Genomic DNA, 23,532 nt, shown 5'->3' on the forward strand with positions numbered 1-23,532 from the left:
GGGCTCCGGGTGGACCGGTGCCCGGTGTGCCGGGGGCAGCCGTGGTCGGCCGGTTCAGGCCGCCCGGACGGCGGAGATGTCGAAGCTGAGCTTGACCTTCTCGCCGATCAGCACGCCGCCGGTCTCCAGGGCGGCGTTGTAGGTGAGGCCCCAGTCGGTGCGGTCCAGGACGGCCGAGCCCTCGAAGCCGACGCGCTCGGCGCCGTAGGCGTCGGTGGCACTGCCGGTGTAGTCGAGGTCGAGGACGATCGGACGGGTGGTGTCCTTGATGGTCAGCTCGCCGGTCATCCGGTAGGTGTCCCCGCGCAGGCGCTCGGCGGAGGTGCTGCGGAAGCGGATCTCCGGGTAGGTCTCGGCGGCGAAGAAGTCGCCGGTGCGCAGGTGCTCGTCGCGCTGGGCCTGGTTCGTGTCGATGCTCGCCACCTTGATCACCAGCTCGGCGCTGGAGTTGCCGGGCTCCGCGCCGTCCAGGCTCAACTTGCCGTCGTACTCGGTGAAGCGTCCCTTGACGTTGGTGACCATCGCGTGGCGCACCGAGAAACCGACCTCGCTGTGGGTGGTGTCGATGACCCAGTCGCCGGAGAGGTGGGACAGGTCCGGCCCGGCGGGTGCCTCGGCGACGGTGGTGGCGGCGGTGGCGGTCTTGGTGCGGTTGAACAGGCCCATGGCTCCTCCTCGGGTTCGAAGCCATTTGTTTAGGCTTCAACTTGTTGGCTCCACTGTAGGACGGTTTCGTTCAAAGTTCAACCATGATGGTCGGGCGGCACCGAAACGTCACCCGCACGGCGGACGCCCCCGGTACCGTCGAGCCCGGTCCGGCCGCCCGGCTTGACCCTCGACCTGGTCGAGGCCCCAAGGTCCCGGTATGGAGAGCGACCTGCGCAGCATCGGTGAACTGGCCCGCGACAGCGGCCTCGGCGTCAGTGCGCTGCGGTTCTACGACGGCGCCGGCGTCCTCAGCCCCGCCAGGGTCGATCCGCGCACCGGCTACCGCTGGTACGGGCCCGGTCAGCTCGCCGACGCCCGGCTGCTCTGCCGGCTGCGGCGGGTGGGCCTGCCGCTGGCCGGCATCCGGGCCGTGCTGGGCGCGGATCCGGGCTCCGGGGTCGCCCACCGGGTGGTCGACGCGCACCTGCGCCGGCTGGAGGACGGCCTCGCCGACGCCCGCCGGGAGCTCTCCCTGATCCGCGACCTGATCGACCAGAGGGAGAACCCCATGACCGCCGCCCCCACCACCGCGCACGACCTCACCGTCCCGGCTCGCGAGCTGGCCGAGGCCCTGGACGCCGTCCGCTTCGCGGTCTCCGGCGAGCCCGAACTGCCCATGCTCGCGGGGGTGCTGTTCGACCTCGACGGCGGACTGCTGCGGCTGGTCGCCACCGACCGGTACCGGATGGCGCTGGCCGAACTGCCGGTGCCCGGCGGGCGGTCCGCGGGGGCTTCGGTCGCCGCGATCGTGCCGACCGCCCTCGTCGACGCGCTCCGCGCGCTGCTCGGCTCGGGCGGCGACCAGGTCCGGCTGGCCCTGGGTGACGGCCTGGTCCGGGCCGAGACGGGCGGCCACCGGATCGAAGGCGCGGCGCTCGACCACGACTACCCGGACTACCGCTCGTTGGTCCGGCTCGACCCGGTCCACCGGGTCGGTGTACCCGCCGCCGACCTGCGCGAGGCCGTCGAAAGCGGCGCCACCCGCACCCTGCCCTCGGGCCCGCACGGCACCGCCTGCGAGGCCACCGTGCTCGCCTTCGACCCGGACGGCCGGCTCACCGTCGCCGGCGAGGGCGCCGAGCCGGCCCCGGGTGGCGTCCGGGTCGCGGTCAACCGCGATTTCCTCCTGGACGCCGTCCGGGCCGGCGGCCCCGAGCAGCTCGTCCTGGAGGTGGGCGGCCCGATCGCCCCGCTGGCCGTGCGGACCGAGGGGCGGTCCGGCACCTTCTCGATCCTGATGCCGATCCGCGTCCCGGAGGCCGTGTGACCGCACGGCAGCCGTCCGGGGCCGGTCCTCACCGGCCCCGGCGTCCCGGGGGCCGGTGAACGCACGCCCCCGCCGGGTGCGCGTCCGCAGCAGAGCCCGGACTGCCGTCCTGCCTGCCGGGTTCCGGCCCCGCGCCGCCCGAACCGCCGGAGGGTCAGGCCCGGCCTTCCGCCGTCACGGCGTCGAACAGCGGCCAGCCGTCGGCCTCGGCTGTACCGCGGTCCGGCACCTCCAGCCCCTGTGCCCGCGCCTCGTCGAGCAGCTGCCGGACCGCGCCGGGAAGGTGAAGGTTGAGCACCCCGTCCCGGTCGTCGGCCACCTGTCCGGAGTGCAGGAACCCGTCGGGGACGAAGCGCCCGGGCCCGGGTCGGAACACGATCCGCAACGTCCCTCCGCCCTCCCGGTGCACCGTGAGCACCTCCCGGCAGTCGGGGTGCCGGTGGTGCACCGACCAGAGCCGGACGTCCCCGTCCATCACCATCCGCCGCAACCGCCGCTTGCTCCCCATCCCCCGGACGGTACCCGGCCGTCCCGTTACCCCGGGCGGTCGCGGCTCGGCCGACCGGCCGACACGCACGTTTGCTGCTGCTAGCACCGTGCTTGCTTTTGCAAGCACGGTGGTGCAGGGTGGTCGCATGGCCTCACTGAACGTCGGCTCGCTGGGCGAGTACATCCGCGAGCAGCGACGCAACGCGCAGTACTCGTTGCGGCAGCTGGCGGAGGCCGCCGGCGTGTCCAACCCCTACCTCAGCCAGATCGAGCGGGGGTTGCGCAAGCCGAGCGCGGAGATCCTCCAGCAGATCGCCAAGGCGCTGCGGATCTCGGCGGAGACGCTGTACGTCCAGGCCGGGATCCTGGAGGAGCGGCGGGGCGAGGGCCTGGAACTGCGGGCCTCGATCCTGGCCGATCCGCTGATCAACGAGCAGCAGAAGCAGGCGCTGCTCGCGGTCTACGACGCCTTCCTCAAGGAGAACGCCGCCCGCAAGGACTCGGATGCGGCGTCCGACGACCACGCCGACGGCGGCCCGGAGGCCGCCGGCCCGGCAACCTAGACCACGGGAGACCGGCCATGCCGATGGCGGACGAGATCAAGAAGACCCTCAGCGACCCGACCCCGCTCTACGCCCTCGCCGGCGCGGGCGACCTCGCCTACGAGAAGCTGCGCGAGGTGCCCGGCAAGGTCGAGGCGCTGGCCGCGGACCGCAAGGGCGCGCAGGAGAAGGCCGCGGCCCGGCTCCAGGAGGCGCAGTCCCGGCTGGTCGAGGCGCAGGCCAAGGTCGCCGGCACCGTGACCACCCTGCCCGGCGACCTCAAGGAGCTGCAGGACAGGGCGCAGTCCTTCGCCCTCCAGCAGGTCGGCCGTGCGGTCGACCTGGCGGTGAAGGCCAAGGAGGCCTACGACGAGCTCGCCGAGCGCGGCCGGGGCGTCGTCGACCGGGGTCGTCCCGGCAGCGCGGTGGAGTCCGCCGAGACCGAGCGGGTCGACGTCGAGCTGGTCGAGGACGAGCCCGTCGAGGCAGAGCTCGTGGAGGACCCGGCCGGGGCCGAGGCGGCCGGCGTCGGCGCGGCGGAGGCCGAGCAGCCGGCCGCGAAGAAGTCCGCCAGGAGCCGGAAGGCCGCCGAGTAGCACCCGCCGGACGCGCCGCGGTCCGCCCGCCGTGCCGCGGCCGGGGTTGGACCCCGGCCGACCGGGGCACATCTGGTGACCCCGGAACGTTGACACCGTGGCGGGCGGATCGCCGTGCCACGATGGGTGGCAGCCGGGGCGCCGAGCCGAGACGCAGAGGAGGCCGCGATGGGCGGAGTGGGCCAGGTCCTGGTCCTGGACTACTTGAACCCGTTCTGGTGGCTGGCCGTGGCCATGCTGGGGTTCAAGCTGTTCGCGCTGGTCGACGCGGCCACCCGCCGCGAGGACGCCTACCGCGCGGCGGACAAGAAGACCAAGGGGTTCTGGCTGGCCCTCCTCGGGATCGCGTTCGGCCTGGACCTGCTGTTCGGCTTGGGCTTCCTGACGCTGGCGGGTCTGGTCGCGGCCATCGTCTACATGGTGGACGTGCGCCCGGCGATCCGGGCGCTGACCAGCCGGGGCGGCCGGAACGACCGGAACATGGGCCCGTACGGCCCCTGGTAGACCAGCCGGGTCGACCCGCGCCGGACGATCGGTGCGGGGTCGATGCGCACCGGACATGATCGAAGGGGTGAGCCCCGGTGCTCGCGGGACCGATCCGCGAGCACCGGGGCTCACCCCTTCCGCCGCCCGCGTCAGCCCAGGATCAGCTGGACCGGGTTGCGCTCCAGCAGCAGCACGGCGACGTCGTCCGCCAGCGCGCCGCCGTTCAGCTCCTCGACCTCCGCGATCGCACTGTCCACGAGCCGACCCCTGGTCAGCCCGGCGGCCAGGTGGTCGCCGATGAGGTCCGCCAGTCCGTCCTGGCCGAGCCTGCGCGATCCGGCGCCGACGCGGCCCTCGATCAGACCGTCGGTGTAGAGCAGCAGCCGCCAGCCGGGGTGCAGTTCGAGCCGGTGCGCCGGCCAGACGGCGTCGCAGTCGTCGCAGGGGAGCAGCCCGAGCGCCGGGCCGGCCAGGTCGGCCGGCAGCATGACCGGCTTGTGGTCCGAGCCGAGCAGCAGGGGTGCGGGATGGCCCGCGAGGTAGAGCCGGGCGGTCTCGACGGCGCCCAGCTCGTCCAGCCGACCGGTGGTCTCGCGGGGCTCGATGACCAGCATGCAGAGCGTCGCGAAGATCTCGTCGCTGCGCCGCTCGTGCTCCAGGACGTGCTGGAGGGTGGTGAGCAGGGCCTCGCCGGTGAGCCCGGCGAAGACCAGGGTGCGCCACGCTATCCGGAGCGCCACCCCGAGCGCGGCCTCGTCCGGGCCGTGGCCGCAGACGTCGCCGATCACGACGTGGACGGTGCCGTCGTCGGTGCGCACGGCGTCGTAGAAGTCGCCGCCGAGCAGGGCGCGCCGCCGGCCGGGGCGGTAGCGCCGGGTGAAGGAGAGTCCGGCGCCGTCCAGCAGCGGGGTGGGCAGCAGGTGGCGCTGCAGGCGGGCGTTCTCCTGGCCGCGGAGCTCGGCCTCGACCAGCCGGCGCTGGGACTCGTCGGCGCGCTTGCGCTCGACCGCGTAGCGCAGGGCGCGGGCCAGCAGCGGGCCGTCCGTCTCGTGCTTGATCAGGAAGTCCTGGGCTCCGGCGGCCACCGCGGCGGCGCCCAGCTCGGCCCCGGCGGCGTCGGTGAGCACCACGACGGCGGTGTGCGGCGCACGGCGGAGCAGTTCGTGCAGGCCCTCGAGACCGTCGGAGGCGTCGGAGGGGTGCGGCAGGTCGGCCGGGGCCGCGAGGTCGAGCAGGACGCAGCTGAAGTCGGTGCTGCGCGGCCGGCCGCGTCGGGCCGCGGCGGAGGCGGGCGCGAGCAGTTCGGAGGCCTGCTCCAGGCCGCGGGCCCAGTGGATCTCGATGGGTGCGCCGCTGTCGGCCACCGCCGCCTTGAGGAGTTGGGCGTCGGAGGCGTCGTCCTCGATCACCAACAGCTTGAGCGGTGCGGTGGTGGGGGTGGTGCGGGAGGCGCCGGCGGTGGCCGAGGCGTCGGTCCGGGGGTGGGGTATCGGGGCGGGCGCCGTGGCCGGAGCGGCGGACCGGTCGGTGGTGGACCAGGTGCGGGCACGTTCGGTGAGGGCACCGTCGACGGCGCCCGGCAGGTCTGCGGCACCAGGTGCCCGCCCGTCTCCCGTTGCGGGCATCGGCTGATCCTCCCTTTCCCCGCATGCGTAACGGTCGGCGATCGTCCGCAGTGCCCGCCTGGCACCCTGCGTCGGGGAACTTCTCGCGACCATAACGTGATCTCCGGGGATTTCTCTGGCCGACCGGCGGCGTTGTGGCTATTGCCACGCCGGCGGGTGGTGTGGCGGACGGGACGGGAACGGCGGTCGGAGCCCGGCACGGGCGGGGTCCGGACCGGAGGGAAGGGCGGACGCGGTGGTGACTCGGATCACCCTGGTCGAGGGTGACATCACGGAACAGCAGGTGGACGTGGTGGTGAACGCCGCCAACTCCTCCCTTCTGGGCGGCGGTGGTGTGGACGGTGCGATCCACCGCAAGGGCGGCCCGCAGATCCTGGAGGAGTGCCGCAGGCTCCGGGCCTCGCACTGGGGGAGTGGTCTGCCCACCGGACAGGCGGTGTCGACCACGGCCGGGCGGCTTCCGGCCCGCTGGGTGGTGCACACCGTGGGGCCGGTCTACTGGGAGGACGAGTACGAGGACAGGGCGGGGCAGTTGGCCTCGTGCTACCGCGAGTCGCTCCGGGTGGCGGCGGAGCTGGGCGCGCGCACGGTGGCCTTCCCGGCCGTGTCGGCCGGGGTGTACGGGTGGCCGCTCGAGGACGCGGCCCGGATCGCGCTCGGCACCGTCGCGGCGACGGTCGCCGGGCCGGCCCGAGACCTGACGGAGGTGCGGTTCGTGCTGTTCGGTACGGCGGCGTACGGGACGTTCGAGCAGGTGTGGCGGGAGATGGGGGTCGAAGGGGAGGAGCGGCAGGGGCAGGAGTGAGGGCGCGGATCGGGACGCCCCCATGGTGGCGTGACGAGGCGTCAACACGCCAGAGATATTCGATAACTCGTTCGAGTGAATCCCTGGGATCGCTCACCTGGCCTGCGAAGGCGGGGGCGTGCGCGAGGGCCGCTCGGCTTGCCGGGCCGGGACGGCCGGGACGGCCGCGAGGGCCGGACGTCCCGGCCCGACGGAGCGGCGCGCCCGTTCGCGCGGTCCTACGGGGCGAGCGCCGTCCAGGGAACGGTGACCTCGCCCTGCCGCCACCGGCCGCGCGCGTCCACCAGCGGCCAGGAGCCCGCCAGCGCGGTGCAGGCCGCGACCCAGCGCTGCCGGGCGCCGAACGCCCCGTAGGGGGCGGCCGCGGCCCAGGCCCGGTCGAAGTCGGCGAGGAACGCGTGCACCGGCCGGCCCGGCACGTTGTGGTGGATCAGCGCCTTGGGCAGCCGTTCGGCCAGGTCGGAGGGTTGCCCGAGACCGCCGAGGCGGGCCGCGAAGGTGACCGTCCGCGGGCCCTCGGGGCCGAGCGCGACCCAGACGTGCCGGCGCCCGATCTCGTCGCAGGTCCCCTCGACCAGCAGGCCGTCCGGCGCGAGCCGGTCGCAGAGCCGCTCCCAGACCCCCGCCACCGCGCTCTCCTCGTACTGCCGCAGCACATTGGCGGCCCGGATCAACTGGGCCGGCGCGCCGCCGTCCAGCGGTACCTCGAAGCCGCCGCGCCGGAACGAGAGCAGCGGCGGATCGGCGTACGGCACGGCGGCGGCGACCCGCTCGGGCTCGATCTCGATCCCCACCACCCGGACGTCCGGTCGCACCGACCGCAGCCGCCCGGCCAGCTCGACCGCCGTCCAGGGTGCGGCGCCGTAGCCGAGGTCGACGGCCACCGGCGGCCGGTCGGCCGAGCGCAGCACCGGGCCGAGCGTGTGGGCGATCCAGCGGTCCATCCGGCGCAGCCGGTTGGTGTTGGTGGTGCCGCGGGTCACGGTGCCCACCGGTCGGCCCGCCCGCCCGCGGGCAGGCGCGGTCGAGGAGTCGAAGGTGGCGGCCATGCCCAGAAGCGTACGCGGCCGCGCGGCCCCACCCGGTGGCCGTTCCCGCTCGGCCGCCCCGACCCTGTGCCGCCCGGCCTCGCGCGGTCGGGCCGCCCGGCCCTGCGCCGCCCGGCCGGCCCCGGGGTGCGCCGCCCGACCGACGCCGGGGCGCGGCCGGCCACCGCCGTGGGCCATCTCATGTCCCGGGACGGGAATGCCGGTCGACGACCGCGTGGTTGGCACACTGGTGGTGATGTGCGCCCGGACGGGGCGTGCGGACACCGCGGTGCGGCGTGGGCGGGCAGCGACACACCGGACAGCAGGCAGCGCAGCAGGACAGCAGGCAGCAGGGCAGCAGGCAGCGCTGCAGAGACGGGCAGCACAGAGGAGGCTTCAGCCAGGTGATCCAGCACCCCGTCCGTTCGGTACGCCGTGCCCAGCCGGCCGCGCCCGTGCGCGGTCGGCTCCAGTCGCTGGTGGCGGGCCGCCAGCGCAGGCCGCGCCGGATAGCCATGCTCAGCGTCCACACATCCCCCCTGCACCAGCCCGGCACCGGTGACGCGGGCGGCATGAACGTCTACATCGTCGAGCTGGCCAAGCGCCTGGCCGCGCTCGACATCGAGGTCGAGATCTTCACCCGCGCGATCTGCTCGGACGACGCGCCCGCCGTCGAGCTGGCCCCCGGCGTCCTGGTCCGCCACGTGACGGCCGGCCCCTACGAGGGGCTGGTCAAGGAGGACCTCCCGGCCCAGCTGTGCGCCTTCACCCACGGCGTGCTGCGCACCGAGGCCGGCCACCGGCCCGGCCACTACGACCTGGTGCACTCGCACTACTGGCTGTCCGGCCAGGTCGGCTGGCTGGCCGCCCAGCGCTGGGGCGTGCCGCTGGTGCACACCATGCACACCATGGCGAAGGTCAAGAACGCCGCGCTGGCCGAGGGCGACACCCCCGAGCCGGCCGCCCGGGTGATCGGCGAGACGCAGGTGGTCGAGGCCGCCGACCGGTTGATCGCCAACACCACCGAGGAGGCCGCCGAGCTGGCCCGCCACTACGCGGCCCGGCCGGACCAGCTGGCCGTCGTCCACCCCGGCGTCAACCTGGACGTCTTCCGCCCGGCCGCCCCCGCCGCACGCGCCGCGGCCCGGGCGGCGCTCGACCTGCCGGCGGACGCCGCGGTGCTGCTGTTCGCCGGCCGGATCCAGCCGCTGAAGGCGCCGGACGTGCTGCTGCGCGCCGTCGCGGTGCTGCTCGAACGCCGGCCCGAGCTGCGCGAACGGCTGGTGGTGCCGGTGGTCGGCGGCCCGTCCGGCACCGGCCTGGCGAAGCCGGAGAGCCTGCACAAGCTCGCCGCCCAGCTGGGCATCTGCGACGTGGTCCGGTTCCACCCGCCGGTGGGCCAGGCCCGGCTGGCCGACTGGTACCGCGCGGCGACGGCGCTGGTGATGCCCTCGTACAGCGAGTCCTTCGGACTGGTCGCGCTGGAGGCGCAGGCCTGCGGCACCCCGGTGGTGGCGGCCGCGGTCGGCGGGCTGCCGGTCGCGGTCCGGGACGGCGTGACCGGCACGCTGGTGCACGGCCACGACCCGGTGGCCTGGTCCCTCGCGCTGGAGCCCTACGTCACGGATCCGGGTCTGGTCGCCGAGCGGGGTGCGGCGGCGGCCCGGCACGCGGCGGCCTTCGGCTGGGACACCGCCGCGGCGACCACCGCCGAAGTGTACGCGGGCAGCCTCGCCCGCCCAGCCGGACTGCGCACCGGTTCGCTCCGCCGCCTGGTCTGACCGGCACCGGGGCCCGGCCGGTCGCGGGACCGCGCCGGGTCCGGCGTCCGGTGCCTCCTGCTTCCGGTGCCGCTGCTTCCGGTGCCGCTGCGTCCGGTGCCCCTGCGTCCGGTGCCCGGCGGACGCGCCCGCGCCCGGTCCGGGTCCGCTGCTGCGCGCCGCCGGTACCGCCGAGTAACGTCACCCCCATGGCAATCCGCACCAAGGACGAGGGCCTGGCCCTCCTGCGCACCGCCCTGGACGACGCCGGGGTGGCCTGGGAGCCGGCCACCGCCGACCCGCACACGCTGGTGGCGACCCTTCCGGGCACCCGCAAGCTGAGCACCACCTGCGCCCTGCGGGTCGGCGACCACACGCTGTCGGTGAACGCTTTCGTGATCCGCCGCCCCGACGAGAACCACGAGGCGGTCTACCGCTGGCTGCTGGAGCGCAACACCCGGCTGTACGGCGTCGCCTACGCCGTCGACAAGCTCGGTGACGTCTACCTGGCCGGCCGGCTGCCGCTGGAGGCGCTCACCCCGGACGCCGTCGACCGGCTGCTCGGGACGGTGCTGGACAACGCCGACGAGCCGTTCAACACCCTACTGGAGCTGGGCTTCGCGTCCGCCATCCGCCGTGAGTGGGAGTGGCGGACCAAGCGCGGCGAGTCCACCCGCAACCTGTCCGTCTTCTCCCACCTGGCCGCTCCGGGCGACGCGGCCGGGGCTCCGGCCGCCGACTCCGGGGCTCCGGCCGCCGAGTAACGGCGCGCCGCCGCGGGGCCGGGGCAGTGCCCGGTCAGGACCGGGCCGGGGCCCGCTCCGGCCCGGCGTCCGCCGGCTCCGCGCCGACGACCGCCTCCGGCACCGCCTCCGCCACCGCCACCGGCACCGCCCCCGCGGCCTCCGTCGCCGAGCCGGCCCGCCGGCCGAGCAGCGCGTACCCGGCCGCCGCCACGCTGCCGCAGACCGCGCACGCGCCCCACGTCACCGCCCCGCCGGCCCGCTCCAGCAGGACCCCGCCGACGGCCGGGCCGACGAACGAGGCGAGCGACCACGAGAGTGAGTAGACGCCCTGGTAGCGGCCGCGGGCGTGGGTCGGCGACAGCTCGGCGACCAGGCCCATCATGGTCGGCGCGTTCAGGATCTCGCCGATCGTCCAGACCACGACGGTGAAGGCGAAGAACCACGCCGAGGAACCGGCCAGCGCGGTCAGCCCGAATCCCCAGCCGATGAACAGCGCGCTGGCGATCAACAGCGCCGTCCGGCTGCGGCCCTCCATCCACCGGGTGAGCGGGATCTGCAGCACCACGATCAGCAGGCCGTTGAGGCCGATCACCAGGCCGTACTCGGTGGAGCCGATCCCCGCCCGGCCCATGTCCACGGCGAGCGTCGTGCTGCCCTGCTGGGCGACCAGGGCGAGCAGCAGGTTGAGCCCCACCACCGCCATGAAGCGGGCGTCGGCGAACACCGTGCCGAGGCCGGTCGACGGCTCCCCGGCCCGGGCGGCCGGGGCGTCGGGCTTGGTCTCGGGGATCCGGACGAAGATCACCACCGCGCAGACGAGCGTGGAGAGCGCGTCCAGCAGGAAGAGCGTGAGGTAGCCCCGGGTGGCGATCAGTCCGGCGACGGCCGCCGAGAGCCCGAACCCGATGTTGATCGCCCAGTAGTTCAGCGAGTAGGCGCGGACCCGGTCCGCCGCCGGCACGATGTCCGCGATGATCGCCGAGGTGGCCGGCCGGGTCGCGTTGTTGCAGAGGCCGACCAGGAAGGCCACCACGGCGATCGCCACCGGGCCGTCGGCGAAGCCGAGCACCGCGGTGAAGAGCGCCGTGCCCAGCTGGGCCGTGACCAGGGTCGGCCGCCGCCCGATCCGGTCGGTCAGCACCCCGGCGCCGACCGCCGCGATCGCCGAGCCGAGGCCGAACAGCGAGGCGACCAGGCCCGCGTACGAGGCCGAGTACCCGCGGTCGGCGGTCAGGTAGAGCGCGAGGAAGGTGACGACGAACCCGCCCAGGCGGTTGATGAGCGTCGACGTCCAGAGCCACCAGAACTGGCGCGGCAGCCCGCTCACGGCCTCGACCACTGCTCTCCGGGCACCGGCGGGGACGGGCAGCACGGGCATGTGGGGCTCCCAGGGCAGCAGGTGTCCGCTGGACGGCGGGCCGCGTCCGGCCAGCGGTGGGGTAAGTGGTGAAGCGGCGATGCGTACATTACACAGCCAGGTGGGGGCCCACCAGCCGTTTTCGGGGCTCCATTAAGCTGGGGGCCATGGCTGACACGACGTACCGACTCATCCTGCTCCGCCACGGCGAGAGCCAGTGGAACCAGAAGAACCTGTTCACCGGTTGGGTCGACGTCGACCTCAACGAGAAGGGCGAGAAGGAGGCCGCCCGTGGCGGTGAGCTCCTCGCCGCCGAGGGCCTGTTCCCCGACGTCGTGCACACGTCGCTGCTGCGCCGCGCCATCCGCACCTCGCAGATCGCCCTGGACAAGGCCGACCGTCACTGGATCCCGGTCAGCCGCAGCTGGCGTCTGAACGAGCGGCACTACGGCGCTCTGCAGGGCAAGGACAAGGCCCAGACCCTGGCCGAGTTCGGCGAGGAGCAGTTCCAGCTCTGGCGCCGCTCCTACGACACCCCGCCGCCGGTGCTGGCCGACGACGCCGAGTACTCGCAGGCCGGTGACGCCCGCTACGCGGACATCCCGAGCGAGCTGCGCCCGCGCACCGAGTGCCTGAAGGACGTCGTCGAGCGGATGCTCCCGTACTGGTACGACGCCATCGTCCCGGATCTCGCCGCCGGCCGGACCGTCCTGGTCACCGCCCACGGCAACAGCCTGCGCGCGCTGGTCAAGCACCTCGACGGCATCTCCGACGAGGCCATCGCCGGCCTCAACATCCCGACCGGCATCCCGCTGCTCTACGAGCTGGACGCCGACTTCAAGCCGGTCGCCGCGGGCGGCCGCTACCTCGACCCGGAGGCCGCCGCGGCCGCCATCGAGGCGGTCAGGAACCAGGGCAAGAAGTAGGCCCGAAGGCGAGACGGCCCCACTCCCCGCACGGGCGGGGAGTGGGGCCTTCGTCGTTCAACTCCGTTAGGGGGCAAGGCGGTTCGCGCTCGCAGGAGTGGTTCAGACCATTGACGGCCGGCGGTGCCGGCTCCTACCGTGTGAGCACGACCCGGCGCAGGCACGCCAACGGTCTCACCTCGGATCGAACCGGCCGCCGCACCCCCACGCGCGCGCGTCTGCGCCCGGCGCACTCTCCATCCACCCCCACGGAGGAGCACCATGCGCACACGTCATATCGTCGGAGCGGTGGTGGCGGCGGTCGCCGTCCCGCTCACGCTCGCCCTGCCGGCGCAGTCCCACGGCTACATCTCGACCCCGCCCAGCCGGGCCGCGCTCTGCGCCGCCGGCACGGTCGCCGACTGCGGTGAGATCCGCTGGGAGCCGCAGAGCGTCGAGGGGCCTAAGGGGTTCCCGGGCAGAGGGCCGGCCGACGGCACCATCTGCGCCGGCGGCAACGGCCGGTTTGCCGAGCTGGACGACCCGCGCGGCGGCGGCTGGCCCACCACCAAGGTGTCGGCCGGCCAGCGGCTGACCTTCACCTGGAAGTTCACCGCCCGGCACGCGACCACGAACTTCAAGTACTACCTGACCAAGCCCGGTTACGACGCCACCCAGAAGGTCACCCGGGCCGGCCTGGAGCTCACGCCGTTCCTGACCGTCCCCTACAACGGCGCCCAGGTGCCGAGCACGCTCAGCCACACGGCGACCGTCCCCGGCGGCCGGACCGGGCACCAGGTGGTCGTCGCGGTCTGGGAGATCGCGGACACCGGAAACGCCTTCTACTCCTGCACCGACGTCCGGTTCTGAGCAGGCCCCTGCACCGGAGGTGTCCGGCCGGCCGGCCCACGCATCGAGCGGTGCCGGTCCGGCCGACGGGGCATACCGGGGTGCACGACCGTCTCCCACGGCGGCCGCGCACCACGGAGCTCCGTCGGGTACCGGGCCTCAGTGCCCGCAGCAGCCGCCGTCGGCGCCGCCGCACTGGCACGGTGCGCCGGACTGGCAGCCGCAGCCGCAGCCCGGACCACAGCCGCAGCCGGCGGCGAGGACGGGCAGCAGCTTCGGGGCGGTCGGCTCGACGGTGTCGGTGGCCGGTGCCGGTCGAGTCGGGTTTGCCTTCATCGCGCTGGACCCTCCCTTGTGACGGGCACACGTCGGCGCCCACGCCATCGAGTGAAGCCGCCGATCGGAGGGAGCGTCAACGGGCGCGCAGTGGTGGGGTCTCGGGGCTGGCGTGCGCCCCTACCACCCCGGCGCGAGGTTTACTCACCCCTCGGGGTGAGCGCCTACCCGCAGGAGCCAGGCGCGGGACCGAGGCCCTGCACGGGGCTGAGCACGAGCCCGGGCACGAGCCGCGGGAGCGAACTGCGAGAGGGGGCTGCGGGGCGGACGCCGTGCACGGCGCCCGCCCCGCAGCCGTACGCGGTCAGTCGCGGACGGAGTCGGCCGCCTCGGTGGCGGCCACGAACTCGGCGACGTGCTCGCCGGTCACCAGGTACACCACGCGCTTGGCCACCGAGACCGCGTGGTCGGCGAAGCGCTCGTAGTAGCGGCCGACCAGGGTGACGTCCACGGCCGTCTCGATGCCGTGGTGCCACCGCTCGTCGATCAGGTGGGAGAAGAGCTCCCGGTGCAGCGCGTCGATCGCGTCGTCGTCCTGCTCCAGTTCCAGCGCCTTGTCGACGTCCTTGGTGGCGATCACCAGGGCGGCCTTGGCCACCAGGCGCTGGGCGAGCTGGCCCATCTCCAGGAGGGTCGCGTGCAGGTCGCGCGGGACCGCGGACTCGGGGTAGCGCAGCCGCGCGACCTTCGCCACGTGCCGGGCGAGGTCGCCGCAGCGCTCCAGGTCGGCGCTCATCCGCAGCGAGGTGACGACGATGCGCAGGTCGGTGGCGACCGGCTGCTGGCGGGCGAGCAGGTCGATCGCCCGGTTCTCCAGCTCGTGGTGCAGGTCGTTGATCTTCTCGTCGGAGGCGATGACGCTCTCCGCCAGCGCCAGGTCCGCGTCGAGGAGCGCGGTGGTGGCCCGGCCCAGCGCCGAGCCGGCCAGCCGGGCCATCTCGACCAGGCTGTCGCCGATCGAGTCGAGTTCCTCGTGGTACGCGTCGCGCATGCTCTCTCCTCAGAAGCTGTGTCGGTGGCGGTGCCGACCGGTCAGCCGGTACGACCGCGAATACGGCGTACGGGCGACCGCTGCTGGTGCCGCGAATGGTACGCGCGCACCTGGGTGGCGCACCTCTGTTCGGCCCGCGCCCACTCCCACACGGGCTGCGCGGTCAACTCTCGGCCGTCCGGGCGACCACGCACGGCCGGTCCGGTGAATCGACAGCCACACGAAGGTGAATTCTCGGCAACGCGAGGCCGATGCCTTGATCCGACCCTTGGGGAGGGCCCGCGCCGTGCGCTTAGGCTTTCGGTATGGACGTGAACGTGGCCGCCGCCGCTGCCTGCGCCATAGCCGGGCTCGGCGTCGGCCTCACGGCCTCCATCGCCTTCCGTTGGAGCGAGCGCGAACAGGCCAGGGGCAGGTACGGCGGCACCAGCGGCAGGAACCGGCAGCAGACCCTGGGCGGCACCGCCCAGGAGCCCCCGTTGCCCCCGGGGGTCGACACCGTGCTCTCGGTGCTGCGCTCCTGCGCGGTCGTGCTCGGCGAGGGCGACGAGGTGGTCAAGGCCAGCTCCGCCGCCTACGCCATGGGCCTGGTCCGCGGCGGTGCGGTGGCCGTCGACCAGCTGCTCGCGCTGGCGCGGTCCACCCGCCGGGACGGCGAGATCCGCCAGGTCGAGCTGGAGCTGCCCAGGCCGGGCGCGGCCCGCGCCGCCGAGCCGCTCGCGGTCTCGGTCCGGGTGGCCCCGCTGGGCTCGCGGCTGGTCCTGGTCCTGGTCGAGGACCAGACCGAGCGCCGCCGCGTCGAGGCGGTCCGCCGCGACTTCGTGGCCAACGTCAGCCACGAGCTCAAGACCCCGGTCGGCGCGCTCTCGCTGCTCTCCGAGGCGGTCGCCGACGCGGCCGACGACCCGGAGGCCGTCCAGCGCTTCGCCGGCCGGATGCAGATCGAGGCGACCAGGCTGGCCAGCCTGGTCCAGGAGATCATCGACCTCTCCCGGGTCCAGGACGACCGCCTGATGACCGACCCGGAGCCGGTCGCGGTGGACGAGCTGATCGCCGAGGCGATCGACCGCTGCCGCCAGCAGGCCGCGGCGAAGCAGATCCTGATCGCGGCCGGCGGCATCGCCGGCCTCTACCTGCACGGCAACCGCGGCCAGCTGGCCGCGGCCCTCGGCAACCTGGTCGAGAACGCCGTGAACTACAGTCCGCCGCGCACCCGGGTCGCGATCGCCACCCGCCGGATCTCCAGCGCCGCCGCCCTCGGCGAGGCGGACGGCGAGCTGATCGAGATCTCGGTGACCGACCAGGGCATAGGCATCTCCGAGAAGGACCGCGAGCGGGTCTTCGAACGCTTCTACCGCGTCGACCCGGCCCGCTCCCGGCAGACCGGCGGCACCGGCCTCGGCCTCTCCATCGTCAAGCACGTGGCCGCCTCGCACGGCGGCACCGTGTCGGTGTGGAGCGTCGAGGGCCAGGGCTCCACCTTCACCCTCCGCCTGCCCGCCGGGCAGGCCCCCGCGGACCACACGCCCCCGGCCGGGGACGCCGCGGAACCCCTGTCAGACACAACCCCCCAGCTTGCCCCGGAGGCCTGATCGTGACCCGTGTACTGGTGGTCGAGGACGAGGAGTCGTTCAGCGACGCCCTCTCGTACATGCTCCGCAAGGAGGGCTTCGAGGTGGCCATCGCCGCCACCGGCCCCGACGCCCTGGAGCAGTTCGAGCGGAACGGCGCCGACCTCGTCCTGCTCGACCTGATGCTGCCGGGACTGCCCGGCACCGAGGTCTGCCGCCAGCTCCGGGTGCGCTCCAACGTGCCGGTGATCATGGTCACCGCCAAGGACAGCGAGATCGACAAGGTGGTCGGTCTGGAGATAGGTGCCGACGACTACGTCACCAAGCCCTACTCCACCCGTGAGCTGGTCGCCCGGATCCGCGCGGTGCTGCGCCGCCGGGGCGAGGCGGAGGGCCCCGGCGACGGCGGCGGCCCGGGTGCCCTGGAGGCCGGCCCGGTCCGGATGGACGTCGACCGGCACGTGGTGACGGTGGACGGCGCCAAGGTCGACCTGCCGCTCAAGGAGTTCGACCTGCTGGAGATGCTGCTCCGCAACGCCGGCCGGGTGCTCACCCGGATGCAGCTGATCGACCGGGTCTGGGGCGCGGACTACGTCGGCGACACCAAGACCCTGGACGTCCACGTGAAGCGTCTGCGGGCGAAGATCGAGCCGGACCCGGGCGCGCCGCGCTACCTGGTGACGGTCCGCGGCCTCGGCTACAAGTTCGAGCCGTAAGCCGGGGCGGGCCCCCGGGCCGAGCCGTGAGCCGGGCCCCATGTGCGGGCCCGGCTCACGGCTCGGCCCTGACGAAAGGCTCCTCCGGCAGCTGCCGGAGGAGCCTTTCGTCAGGGCCGTTGCCGCGGGCGTGCGGTGTCGCCCGGGCTCGACCGCGGGACCGGACCCGGCCCGGCCCCGCGATCAAGGTCCGGACGGGGTCAGTGGGTCCCGGCGGCCGGGGTGGCGGAGCCGGTCGCGGTGGCGGCACCCGCGGGGGTGGTCGCACCGGCGGCCGGCGCGGTCGCGCTGCCGGTGGCACCGGTGGCCGGCGACGCGGCCTTGGTGGGCACCGCCGCCGGGCTGGCGGTCGGGCCGAAGCCCTTGTACAGGCCCTTGTTCGGGTAGACCGAGGCCTCGGCCTGCACCGACTGGCCGCTCTTGAACGTGAACGTGGTCGGCACGAAGCCGCCGACGCTCACGGTGGCCGAGGCGACCCGGGCGGACGGGTTGCCCGCTCCGCCGACCGCCACCGCGCCGTGGGCCGGGATCACGAGGCTGGTCAGCGGTGCGCCCTTGTCGTCGGCGAGCGCGGCCGCGGCGTTGCCCACCGTGATGGACTGCAGCTCGGCGGGCAGCTCGCCGGTGTTGCTGATGTTCACCGACACGTTGGCCGGGCCGGTGTGCTCGCCGGAGCTCTCGTCACCCGTGACGACGACGATGTTGCTCATGCGGAGGTCGGTGCCGATCGTCGCCGAGGCGTTGTCGGGCTTGATCTCCAGGGTCTCCGCGGTGTTGCCGGCCGAGCAGGCCGACAGCGAGGCGATGGCGAGGGCGGCGATGGCGGCGATGCTGCCGACTCGAAGGCTGCGGCTCACGGCGGCGGCTTCTCCTAGGTCACGTGTCGATTGGTCAGGTCTCAGATTATCGACCCTGCTTATGCGCTCCTCACGGGGTGGTCCCCGTGTCGCCCGCCGGTTCGCGGCCGGGCGCCCGTACGGCCGCACATCGGCGTGTTCAGATCAAGCGAGACCAAGATCGGATCACGATCGGGAAACGGCCCGATAAACGGTGAAATCCCAAGATCCAATCACGGTTTCGGGAGTGTTGCCGCAGGTTTCGGCAGGTGCCGGAACCGCCTCCGACCTGCGGGAAGCCCGTCTCGAACACCGGTCGCAGCACGTCATGGGGGTCCTTGTCAAGCCCCGAGACCCGCCCTGACCTGCGAAAACGCCCTTCGGGTGCGCCGTGGGGCGTGTTATTCTGGAAAGCCACGGAAGGGGTCCTGTCACATGACGTTCAAGGTTGGCGACACGGTGGTCTACCCCCATCACGGGGCCGCGCTGATCGAGGCCATCGAAATTCGCCAGATCAAAGGTGTGGACAAGACCTACCTGGTGCTCAAGGTGCAGCAGGGAGACCTGACGCTCCGCGTGCCCGCCGAGAACGCGGAGTTCGTCGGCGTGCGCGATGTAGTCGGCCAGGAGGGTCTGGACCGGGTCTTCGAGGTGCTGCGCGCACCGTACACCGAAGAGCCGACCAACTGGTCCCGTCGCTACAAGGCGAACCTCGAGAAGCTCGCCTCGGGTGACGTTATCAAGGTCGCCGAGGTTGTGCGCGATCTCTGGCGTCGCGAGCGCGAGCGCGGCCTGTCGGCCGGCGAGAAGCGCATGCTCGCCAAGGCGCGCCAGATCCTGGTCAGCGAGCTCGCGCTGGCCGAGAACACCAACGAGGACAAGGCGGAGACGCTGCTCGACGAGGTGCTGGCCTCGTAGGGCGGGCGGCCTGCGCCCACCGCACACAGCGCCCGATGCCGGCGCGCCGCTCACCGGACCGTAGGTCCGCGAGTGGTGCAGTGGCACTTCGGGCGCTGAGGCGTGTCCGGACGACGCCCCTCACCCGAGCCGGCCGGCCCTGGCCCCGCATGACCGTTTCCGCGCGTTCCGTGCTGCGTGTCCTGTGGGCGGGGGACCGGTGGTGCTCACGGAAGAGGCCCGCGCCCGTCGTGCACGCCATGGCCATACCCACTTCGCCGAAGGAGTGAAACCTGAACGCCACAGCAGCAGTCGCAGCAGCAGTGGTGCCCGCCGCCGGACGCGGCGAGCGGCTGGGGCCCGGTGCCCCCAAGGCCCTGCGGGAACTGGGCGGTGTGCCGCTCCTGGTGCACGCCGTCCGCGCGCTGGCCCGCAGCCGTGCGGTCGGCCTGGTCGTGGTGGCCGCGCCGGCCGACGGCGTGGCCGAGGTGGTCGGGCTGCTCGACAGCCACGGCCTGGACGGCAAGGACGTCCGCGTGGTGGCCGGCGGGGCGACCCGCCAGGAGTCGGTCCGGCTCGGCCTGGCCGCCATCCCGGCCGACGTGGAGATCGTCCTGGTGCACGACGCGGCCCGCCCGCTCGTCCCCGTCGAGGTGGTGGACGCCGTCGCGGCCGCCGTCCGGGCCGGGGCCGAGGCGGTGGTGCCGGCCGTGCCGCTGGCCGACACGGTCAAGCGGGTCGAGCCGAACCGGGGCGGCCCCGAGCCGGTGCTGGACACGCCCGACCGAGCCACCCTGCGGGCCGTCCAGACGCCGCAGGGCTTCCGCCGGGAGACCCTGGCCGAGGTGCACGAGAAGGCGCTGACCGAGGAGGCCGCCGGCGGCCTGCCGCCGGTCACCGACGACGCCGGCCTGGTGGAGCGCTTCGGCGGCCGGGTCGTGGTGGTGCCCGGCCACGAGGAGGCGTTCAAGGTGACCCGTCCGCTGGACCTCGTGCTCGCCGAGGCCGTGCTCGCCCGCAGGAGGGCCTCCGATGGCTACTGATCCGATCCTGCCCCGGGTGGGCATCGGCACCGACGTGCACGCCTTCGAGGCCGGCCGCCCGCTCCGGGTGGCCGGGCTCGACTGGCCGGGCGCCGAGTACGGCCTGGCCGGGCACTCGGACGCCGACGTGGCCGCGCACGCCTCCTGCGACGCGCTGTTCTCGGCCGCCGGGATCGGCGACCTCGGGGCGCACTTCGGCACCGACCGGCCCGAGTGGTCCGGTGCCTCCGGCGTCACCCTGCTCGCGGAGGCGGCCCGGCTGGTCCGCGAGGCCGGGTTCGAAATCGGCAACGTCTCGGTCCAGGTGATCGGCGTGCGGCCGAAGATCGGCAAGCGCCGGGACGAGGCGCAGGCCGCGCTCTCGGCGGCGGTCGGCGCGCCGGTGTCGGTCTCCGGCACCACCACCGACGGCCTCGGTCTCACCGGCCGGGCCGAGGGGCTGGCGGCGATCGCCACCGCCCTGGTCTACGAGCGGCGCTGACCCGGCGGCCGCCGGGCGCCGCCTCGGCGGCCGCCCGCCGCCGGGCCGGTGTCGAACGGCGCAGCGCCGGCCCGCCGGGGCCGCACTGGTCCGGTCCGGGAATTCCCCGGTGTTGACGGGTGTTCAGAACGGTGTGCCGGGGCGGGAGTCGCTACCGTTCGGTGCGGGCCCGCTCGGCGGTCCCGCCCGTCTCCGCCGCTTGACGAGAAGAGGTCCCCGATGGCCGAACACCTCTCCGACCGGGCCAAGGCCCTGATCGACGGCAAGAGCTTCGCCGTGGTCTCGACGATCCAGCCCGACGGCAGCCCGCAGTCCTCCGTGGTCTGGGTGAAGCGGGACGGCGAGGACATCCTCTTCTCCACCGTGGAGGGCCGCCGCAAGCACCTCAACATGGTTCGGGACCCGCGGATCTCCCTGGTGGTCAACCCGCCGGACAGCCCGTACACCTACACGGAGGTGCGCGGCCCGGTCACCCTCACCCGGGAGGGCGGCAAGGAGCTGATCGACGAGCTGGCGCACAAGTACCGCGGCGAGGAGGTCTACCGCTTCGACGGCCCCGAGGACGTGCGGGTGGTGGTGCGGCTCACCCCGCGCAAGGTGGTCGGCAACCTCTGAGCCGGGGCCCCGCCCGCCCGCCGAGCCGGGGCCCCGCCCGCCCGCTGAGCCGGCGCCCCGCCCGCCCGCGACGGGCCGCTCCGGCCGGGTCGCGGAACAGAAAACTGCGCAGCCGCGGTATTGACATTCCGGAATGTCGCGGGGCACCCCCTGCTGCCCACTACGCTTGACGCTGTGAGCATTCGCCTGTACGACACCAGCACCCGCCAGGTACGCGACTTCGTCCCGCTTGTACCGGGTTGTGTCTCGATCTACCTGTGCGGCGCTACCGTCCAGTCGGCGCCACACATCGGGCACATCCGGTCCGGGCTCAACTTCGACATCATGCAGCGGTGGTTCGCCTACCGCGGCTACCAGGTGACCTTCGCCCGGAACGTCACCGACATCGACGACAAGGTGATCGCCAAGGAGCGCGAGCTCGGCACGCCCTGGTGGCAGATCGCCTACGCCAACGAGCGGGCCTTCAACGACGGCTACACGGCGCTGGGCTGCCTGCCGCCGACCGTCGAGCCGCGGGCCACCGGGCACGTCCCCGAGATGATCGAGATGATGCAGACGCTCATCGCCAAGGGACACGCCTACGCGGCCGACGGCAACGTCTACTTCGACGTGAAGTCGTACCCCGAGTACCTCGAACTCTCCAACCAGAAGCTGGAGAACCTGCGTCAGCCCGAGGGCGAGGGCGAGACCGGCAAGCGCGACCCGCGCGACTTCGCCATGTGGAAGGCGGCCAAGCCGGGCGAGCCCAGCTGGGACACGCCCTGGGGCACCGGTCGTCCGGGCTGGCACCTGGAGTGCTCGGCGATGGCGCACAAGTACCTCGGCCGGGCCTTCGACATCCACGGCGGCGGGATCGACCTGATCTTCCCGCACCACGAGAACGAGATCGCCCAGTCCAAGGCGTACGGCGACGACTTCGCGAACTTCTGGGTGCACAACGCCTGGGTCACCATGAGCGGCGAGAAGATGAGCAAGTCGCTCGGCAACTCGGTGCTGGTCTCCGAGATGGTCGAGCGCTGGCGGCCGCTCGTGCTCCGGTACTACCTGGCGGCCCCGCACTACCGCTCGACCATCGAGTACAGCGAGGAGTCGCTGCGCGAGGCCGAGGTCGGCTTCGCCCGGATCGAGGGCTTCGTCCAGCGCGTGGTCGAGCTCTGCGGCCCGGTCGAGGCCGCGGCCGAGGTGCCGCCGGCCTTCGCCGAGGCGATGGACGACGACCTGGGCGTGCCGCAGGCGCTGGCCATCGTGCACACCGCCGTCCGCCAGGGCAACAGCGCCCTGACCGCGGACGACAAGGAGAACGCGGTGGCGCGTCTGGCCGAGGTCCGTGCGATGCTCGGAGTACTGGGTCTGGACCCGCTCGACCGGCACTGGGCCGGGGCGGCGCGCGGCGAGGACCTGCACGGCGTGGTCGACTCGCTGGTCCGGATGGTCCTGGAGCAGCGGCAGGCCGCCCGGTCCCGCAAGGACTTCGCCACCGCGGACGCGATCCGCGACCAGCTCGGCGAGGCCGGGCTGGCCATCGAGGACACCCCGTCCGGCCCGCGCTGGACGATCAACAGCCAGTAACCCCTTCGGCGCTCAGCGCACGAAAGGGTGAGGGTGGGCCGTACCGGACCGGTGCGGCCCTCCCGCATGACGGAGCGCATGCCGTCGGCGGTCCCGGTTCCCACCGGGCGGCCGGCCATGCCGGACAGACAGACAGGAAGTACAGCCATGGCCGGCAACAGCCAGCGCAGGAACCGCCGCAACCCCGGATCGAAGAAGGGCGCGTCTGTCGGTACCGGTGGGCACAGCCGGAAGGCGCTCCAGGGCAAGGGCCCGACCCCGCCCGGTGAGGCGCGCAAGGGGCACCCGAAGCAGCGGGCCGCCAACGCCGCCCTCAAGCGCGAGCGGGACGCCAAGGCCCGGGCCGGCATGCGCCGGGCCGGTGGCGGCGGCCGGGGCGGCCGCGGCGGCGCCGGCTCCGCCGAGCTGGTGTTCGGCCGCAACTCGGTGGTCGAGGCCCTGCAGGGCGACGTGCCGGCCAACGCGCTGTACGTCCAGCAGTTCATCGACACCGACGACCGGGTCCGCGACGCCTTCCAGGCCGCCAACGACCGCGGCATCCCGCTGATGGAGGCTCCGCGCGCGCAGCTGGACCAGATGACCGGCGGGATGAACCACCAGGGCCTGGTGCTGCAGGTCCCGCCGTACGAGTACGCGCACCCCGAGGACCTCCTGGAGGAGGCGGCCGACGCGGGCCAGGACGCGCTGATCGTCGCGCTGGACGGGGTCACCGACTCGCGCAACCTGGGCGCCGTGGTCCGCTCCGCCGCCGCCTTCGGCGCGCACGGCGTGGTCATCCCCGAGCGCCGGGCGGCCGGCATGACCGCCGGTGCCTGGAAGACCTCCTCCGGTGCCGCGGCGCGGCTGCCCGTCGCCCGCGCCACCAACCTGACCCGGACGCTGGAGGCCTACCAGAAGGCCGGCCTGATGGTGGTCGGCCTGGCCGCCGACGGCGAGGCCGAGATCGGCGACCTGGAGGCGCTGACCGGTCCGGTGGTCATCGTCGCGGGCAGCGAGGGCAAGGGTCTGTCCCGGCTGGTCTCGGAGACCTGCGACCTGCGGGTGCGGATCCCGATGTCCGGTCTCACCGAGTCGCTGAACGCCGGTGTCGCCGCGGGCGTGGTGCTGTACGAGGCCGCGCGGCTGCGTTCCAAGGTCGGCTGACCCCACACGCACATTCGCCGGGCGCGGCGCAGCCGGTCTTCCGTTTTGGCCGCGCTCCGTCCGCAATCCGGGTGAAAGCGATCGGGCTCGACCGGGCCCGATCGCTTTACTCATGATCACTTCAAGTGGGCGCCGGACATCCACTCGGGAGAGTGTCCTAACCGGGTGTCA

At 73.7% G+C, this 23,532-nt stretch carries 25 protein-coding genes; 17 read left to right on the forward strand and 8 right to left on the reverse strand.

Annotated elements, in window-relative coordinates; all coding sequences use genetic code 11:
- Positions 1 to 54: 54 nt before the first annotated feature.
- On the reverse strand, positions 55 to 666 hold the full coding sequence (locus MCM47_RS23100) for a YceI family protein (RefSeq protein ID WP_238863597.1): 612 nt from the start codon (positions 664 to 666) through the stop codon (positions 55 to 57).
- A 199-nt stretch (positions 667 to 865) separates the two neighbouring features.
- On the opposite strand from MCM47_RS23100, the gene MCM47_RS23105 reads away from it, so the two are divergent.
- Positions 866 to 1,975: a MerR family transcriptional regulator gene (locus MCM47_RS23105; protein ID WP_238863598.1), complete on the forward strand. Its 1,110-nt coding sequence runs from the start codon at positions 866 to 868 to the stop codon at positions 1,973 to 1,975.
- Between the two features lie 154 nt (positions 1,976 to 2,129).
- On the opposite strand, the gene MCM47_RS23110 is transcribed toward MCM47_RS23105, so the two are convergent.
- Positions 2,130 to 2,483 carry a hypothetical protein gene (locus tag MCM47_RS23110; protein WP_238863599.1) on the reverse strand — a complete coding sequence of 118 codons (354 nt, stop codon included), beginning with the start codon at positions 2,481 to 2,483 and terminating at the stop codon, positions 2,130 to 2,132.
- 127 nt (positions 2,484 to 2,610) lie between these two features.
- Between MCM47_RS23110 and MCM47_RS23115 the strand changes: the two genes are divergently transcribed.
- The 3 genes from MCM47_RS23115 (at position 2,611) to MCM47_RS23125 (ending at position 4,106) form a co-directional block, all read left to right on the forward strand.
- On the forward strand, positions 2,611 to 3,027 hold the full coding sequence (locus MCM47_RS23115) for a helix-turn-helix domain-containing protein (RefSeq protein ID WP_238863600.1): 417 nt from the start codon (positions 2,611 to 2,613) through the stop codon (positions 3,025 to 3,027).
- A 17-nt stretch (positions 3,028 to 3,044) separates the two neighbouring features.
- Positions 3,045 to 3,602: a hypothetical protein gene (locus tag MCM47_RS23120; protein ID WP_238863601.1), complete on the forward strand. Its 558-nt coding sequence runs from the start codon at positions 3,045 to 3,047 to the stop codon at positions 3,600 to 3,602.
- 168 nt (positions 3,603 to 3,770) lie between these two features.
- A complete protein-coding gene (locus tag MCM47_RS23125; RefSeq protein WP_238863602.1) occupies positions 3,771 to 4,106 on the forward strand; it encodes a DUF2516 family protein in 336 nt (111 codons plus the stop codon).
- 131 nt (positions 4,107 to 4,237) lie between these two features.
- Here MCM47_RS23125 and MCM47_RS23130 read toward each other — a convergent pair whose 3' ends face one another.
- Positions 4,238 to 5,713 (reverse strand): PP2C family protein-serine/threonine phosphatase, encoded by a 1,476-nt coding sequence (locus MCM47_RS23130; RefSeq protein ID WP_238863603.1) that lies wholly within the window; start codon positions 5,711 to 5,713, stop codon positions 4,238 to 4,240.
- Positions 5,714 to 5,951: 238 nt separating this feature from the next.
- Between MCM47_RS23130 and MCM47_RS23135 the strand changes: the two genes are divergently transcribed.
- Complete coding sequence (locus MCM47_RS23135; protein WP_238863604.1) at positions 5,952 to 6,518, forward strand: O-acetyl-ADP-ribose deacetylase; 567 nt, start codon at positions 5,952 to 5,954, stop codon at positions 6,516 to 6,518.
- A gap of 218 nt (positions 6,519 to 6,736) precedes the next feature.
- Here MCM47_RS23135 and MCM47_RS23140 read toward each other — a convergent pair whose 3' ends face one another.
- Complete coding sequence (locus tag MCM47_RS23140) at positions 6,737 to 7,567, reverse strand: class I SAM-dependent methyltransferase (RefSeq protein WP_238863605.1); 831 nt, start codon at positions 7,565 to 7,567, stop codon at positions 6,737 to 6,739.
- Positions 7,568 to 8,001: 434 nt separating this feature from the next.
- On the opposite strand from MCM47_RS23140, the gene mshA reads away from it, so the two are divergent.
- Both mshA and MCM47_RS23150 read left to right on the forward strand, forming a co-directional pair.
- Positions 8,002 to 9,327: a D-inositol-3-phosphate glycosyltransferase gene (gene mshA / locus MCM47_RS23145; RefSeq protein ID WP_238863800.1), complete on the forward strand. Its 1,326-nt coding sequence runs from the start codon at positions 8,002 to 8,004 to the stop codon at positions 9,325 to 9,327.
- Between the two features lie 188 nt (positions 9,328 to 9,515).
- Positions 9,516 to 10,070: a YbjN domain-containing protein gene (locus tag MCM47_RS23150; protein WP_238863606.1), complete on the forward strand. Its 555-nt coding sequence runs from the start codon at positions 9,516 to 9,518 to the stop codon at positions 10,068 to 10,070.
- 34 nt (positions 10,071 to 10,104) lie between these two features.
- On the opposite strand, the gene MCM47_RS23155 is transcribed toward MCM47_RS23150, so the two are convergent.
- Entirely contained in the window at positions 10,105 to 11,430 is a 1,326-nt protein-coding gene (locus MCM47_RS23155) for an MFS transporter (protein ID WP_238863607.1), read from the reverse strand.
- A gap of 146 nt (positions 11,431 to 11,576) precedes the next feature.
- On the opposite strand from MCM47_RS23155, the gene MCM47_RS23160 reads away from it, so the two are divergent.
- Both MCM47_RS23160 and MCM47_RS23165 read left to right on the forward strand, forming a co-directional pair.
- The gene (locus MCM47_RS23160; RefSeq protein ID WP_238863608.1) at positions 11,577 to 12,335 is read left to right on the forward strand and encodes a phosphoglyceromutase; all 759 of its coding nucleotides are present in this window, start codon (positions 11,577 to 11,579) and stop codon (positions 12,333 to 12,335) included.
- 261 nt (positions 12,336 to 12,596) lie between these two features.
- Positions 12,597 to 13,184, forward strand: coding sequence for a lytic polysaccharide monooxygenase (locus tag MCM47_RS23165; RefSeq protein ID WP_238863609.1), 588 nt, complete (start codon positions 12,597 to 12,599; stop codon positions 13,182 to 13,184).
- 138 nt (positions 13,185 to 13,322) lie between these two features.
- Here the strand turns inward: MCM47_RS23165 and MCM47_RS23170 are convergent, their stop codons facing one another.
- Positions 13,323 to 13,499: a hypothetical protein gene (locus MCM47_RS23170; protein WP_238863610.1), complete on the reverse strand. Its 177-nt coding sequence runs from the start codon at positions 13,497 to 13,499 to the stop codon at positions 13,323 to 13,325.
- A 304-nt stretch (positions 13,500 to 13,803) separates the two neighbouring features.
- Positions 13,804 to 14,490 carry a phosphate signaling complex protein PhoU gene (phoU, locus tag MCM47_RS23175; protein ID WP_238863611.1) on the reverse strand — a complete coding sequence of 229 codons (687 nt, stop codon included), beginning with the start codon at positions 14,488 to 14,490 and terminating at the stop codon, positions 13,804 to 13,806.
- A gap of 305 nt (positions 14,491 to 14,795) precedes the next feature.
- Here phoU and MCM47_RS23180 point away from each other — a divergent pair, with 305 nt between their 5' ends.
- Both MCM47_RS23180 and MCM47_RS23185 read left to right on the forward strand, forming a co-directional pair.
- Entirely contained in the window at positions 14,796 to 16,082 is a 1,287-nt protein-coding gene (locus MCM47_RS23180) for a cell wall metabolism sensor histidine kinase WalK (RefSeq protein WP_238863612.1), read from the forward strand.
- A gap of 2 nt (positions 16,083 to 16,084) precedes the next feature.
- Positions 16,085 to 16,777 (forward strand): response regulator transcription factor, encoded by a 693-nt coding sequence (locus MCM47_RS23185; RefSeq protein WP_238863613.1) that lies wholly within the window; start codon positions 16,085 to 16,087, stop codon positions 16,775 to 16,777.
- A gap of 200 nt (positions 16,778 to 16,977) precedes the next feature.
- On the opposite strand, the gene MCM47_RS23190 is transcribed toward MCM47_RS23185, so the two are convergent.
- Positions 16,978 to 17,634 (reverse strand): DUF461 domain-containing protein, encoded by a 657-nt coding sequence (locus MCM47_RS23190; protein ID WP_238863614.1) that lies wholly within the window; start codon positions 17,632 to 17,634, stop codon positions 16,978 to 16,980.
- Positions 17,635 to 18,048: 414 nt separating this feature from the next.
- Here MCM47_RS23190 and MCM47_RS23195 point away from each other — a divergent pair, with 414 nt between their 5' ends.
- From MCM47_RS23195 to rlmB, 6 genes are all read left to right on the forward strand, one after another.
- Positions 18,049 to 18,531, forward strand: coding sequence for a CarD family transcriptional regulator (locus MCM47_RS23195; protein WP_030244332.1), 483 nt, complete (start codon positions 18,049 to 18,051; stop codon positions 18,529 to 18,531).
- Positions 18,532 to 18,803: 272 nt separating this feature from the next.
- Complete coding sequence (gene ispD, locus MCM47_RS23200) at positions 18,804 to 19,553, forward strand: 2-C-methyl-D-erythritol 4-phosphate cytidylyltransferase (RefSeq protein WP_238863801.1); 750 nt, start codon at positions 18,804 to 18,806, stop codon at positions 19,551 to 19,553.
- Positions 19,543 to 20,034, forward strand: a complete 492-nt coding sequence (ispF, locus tag MCM47_RS23205; RefSeq protein ID WP_238863615.1) for a 2-C-methyl-D-erythritol 2,4-cyclodiphosphate synthase — start codon at positions 19,543 to 19,545, stop codon at positions 20,032 to 20,034. The genes ispD and ispF overlap by 11 nt, the downstream gene beginning before the upstream one ends.
- Positions 20,035 to 20,253: 219 nt before the next feature.
- Entirely contained in the window at positions 20,254 to 20,649 is a 396-nt protein-coding gene (locus MCM47_RS23210; protein WP_238863616.1) for a PPOX class F420-dependent oxidoreductase, read from the forward strand.
- Between the two features lie 174 nt (positions 20,650 to 20,823).
- Complete coding sequence (cysS, locus tag MCM47_RS23215; RefSeq protein ID WP_238863617.1) at positions 20,824 to 22,218, forward strand: cysteine--tRNA ligase; 1,395 nt, start codon at positions 20,824 to 20,826, stop codon at positions 22,216 to 22,218.
- A gap of 147 nt (positions 22,219 to 22,365) precedes the next feature.
- Positions 22,366 to 23,361 carry a 23S rRNA (guanosine(2251)-2'-O)-methyltransferase RlmB gene (gene rlmB / locus MCM47_RS23220; RefSeq protein WP_238863618.1) on the forward strand — a complete coding sequence of 332 codons (996 nt, stop codon included), beginning with the start codon at positions 22,366 to 22,368 and terminating at the stop codon, positions 23,359 to 23,361.
- Positions 23,362 to 23,532: the final 171 nt, after the last annotated feature.

The sequence above is a fragment of the Kitasatospora sp. A2-31 genome (assembly GCF_022288725.1).
Classification (GTDB): Bacteria; Actinomycetota; Actinomycetes; order Streptomycetales; family Streptomycetaceae; genus Kitasatospora.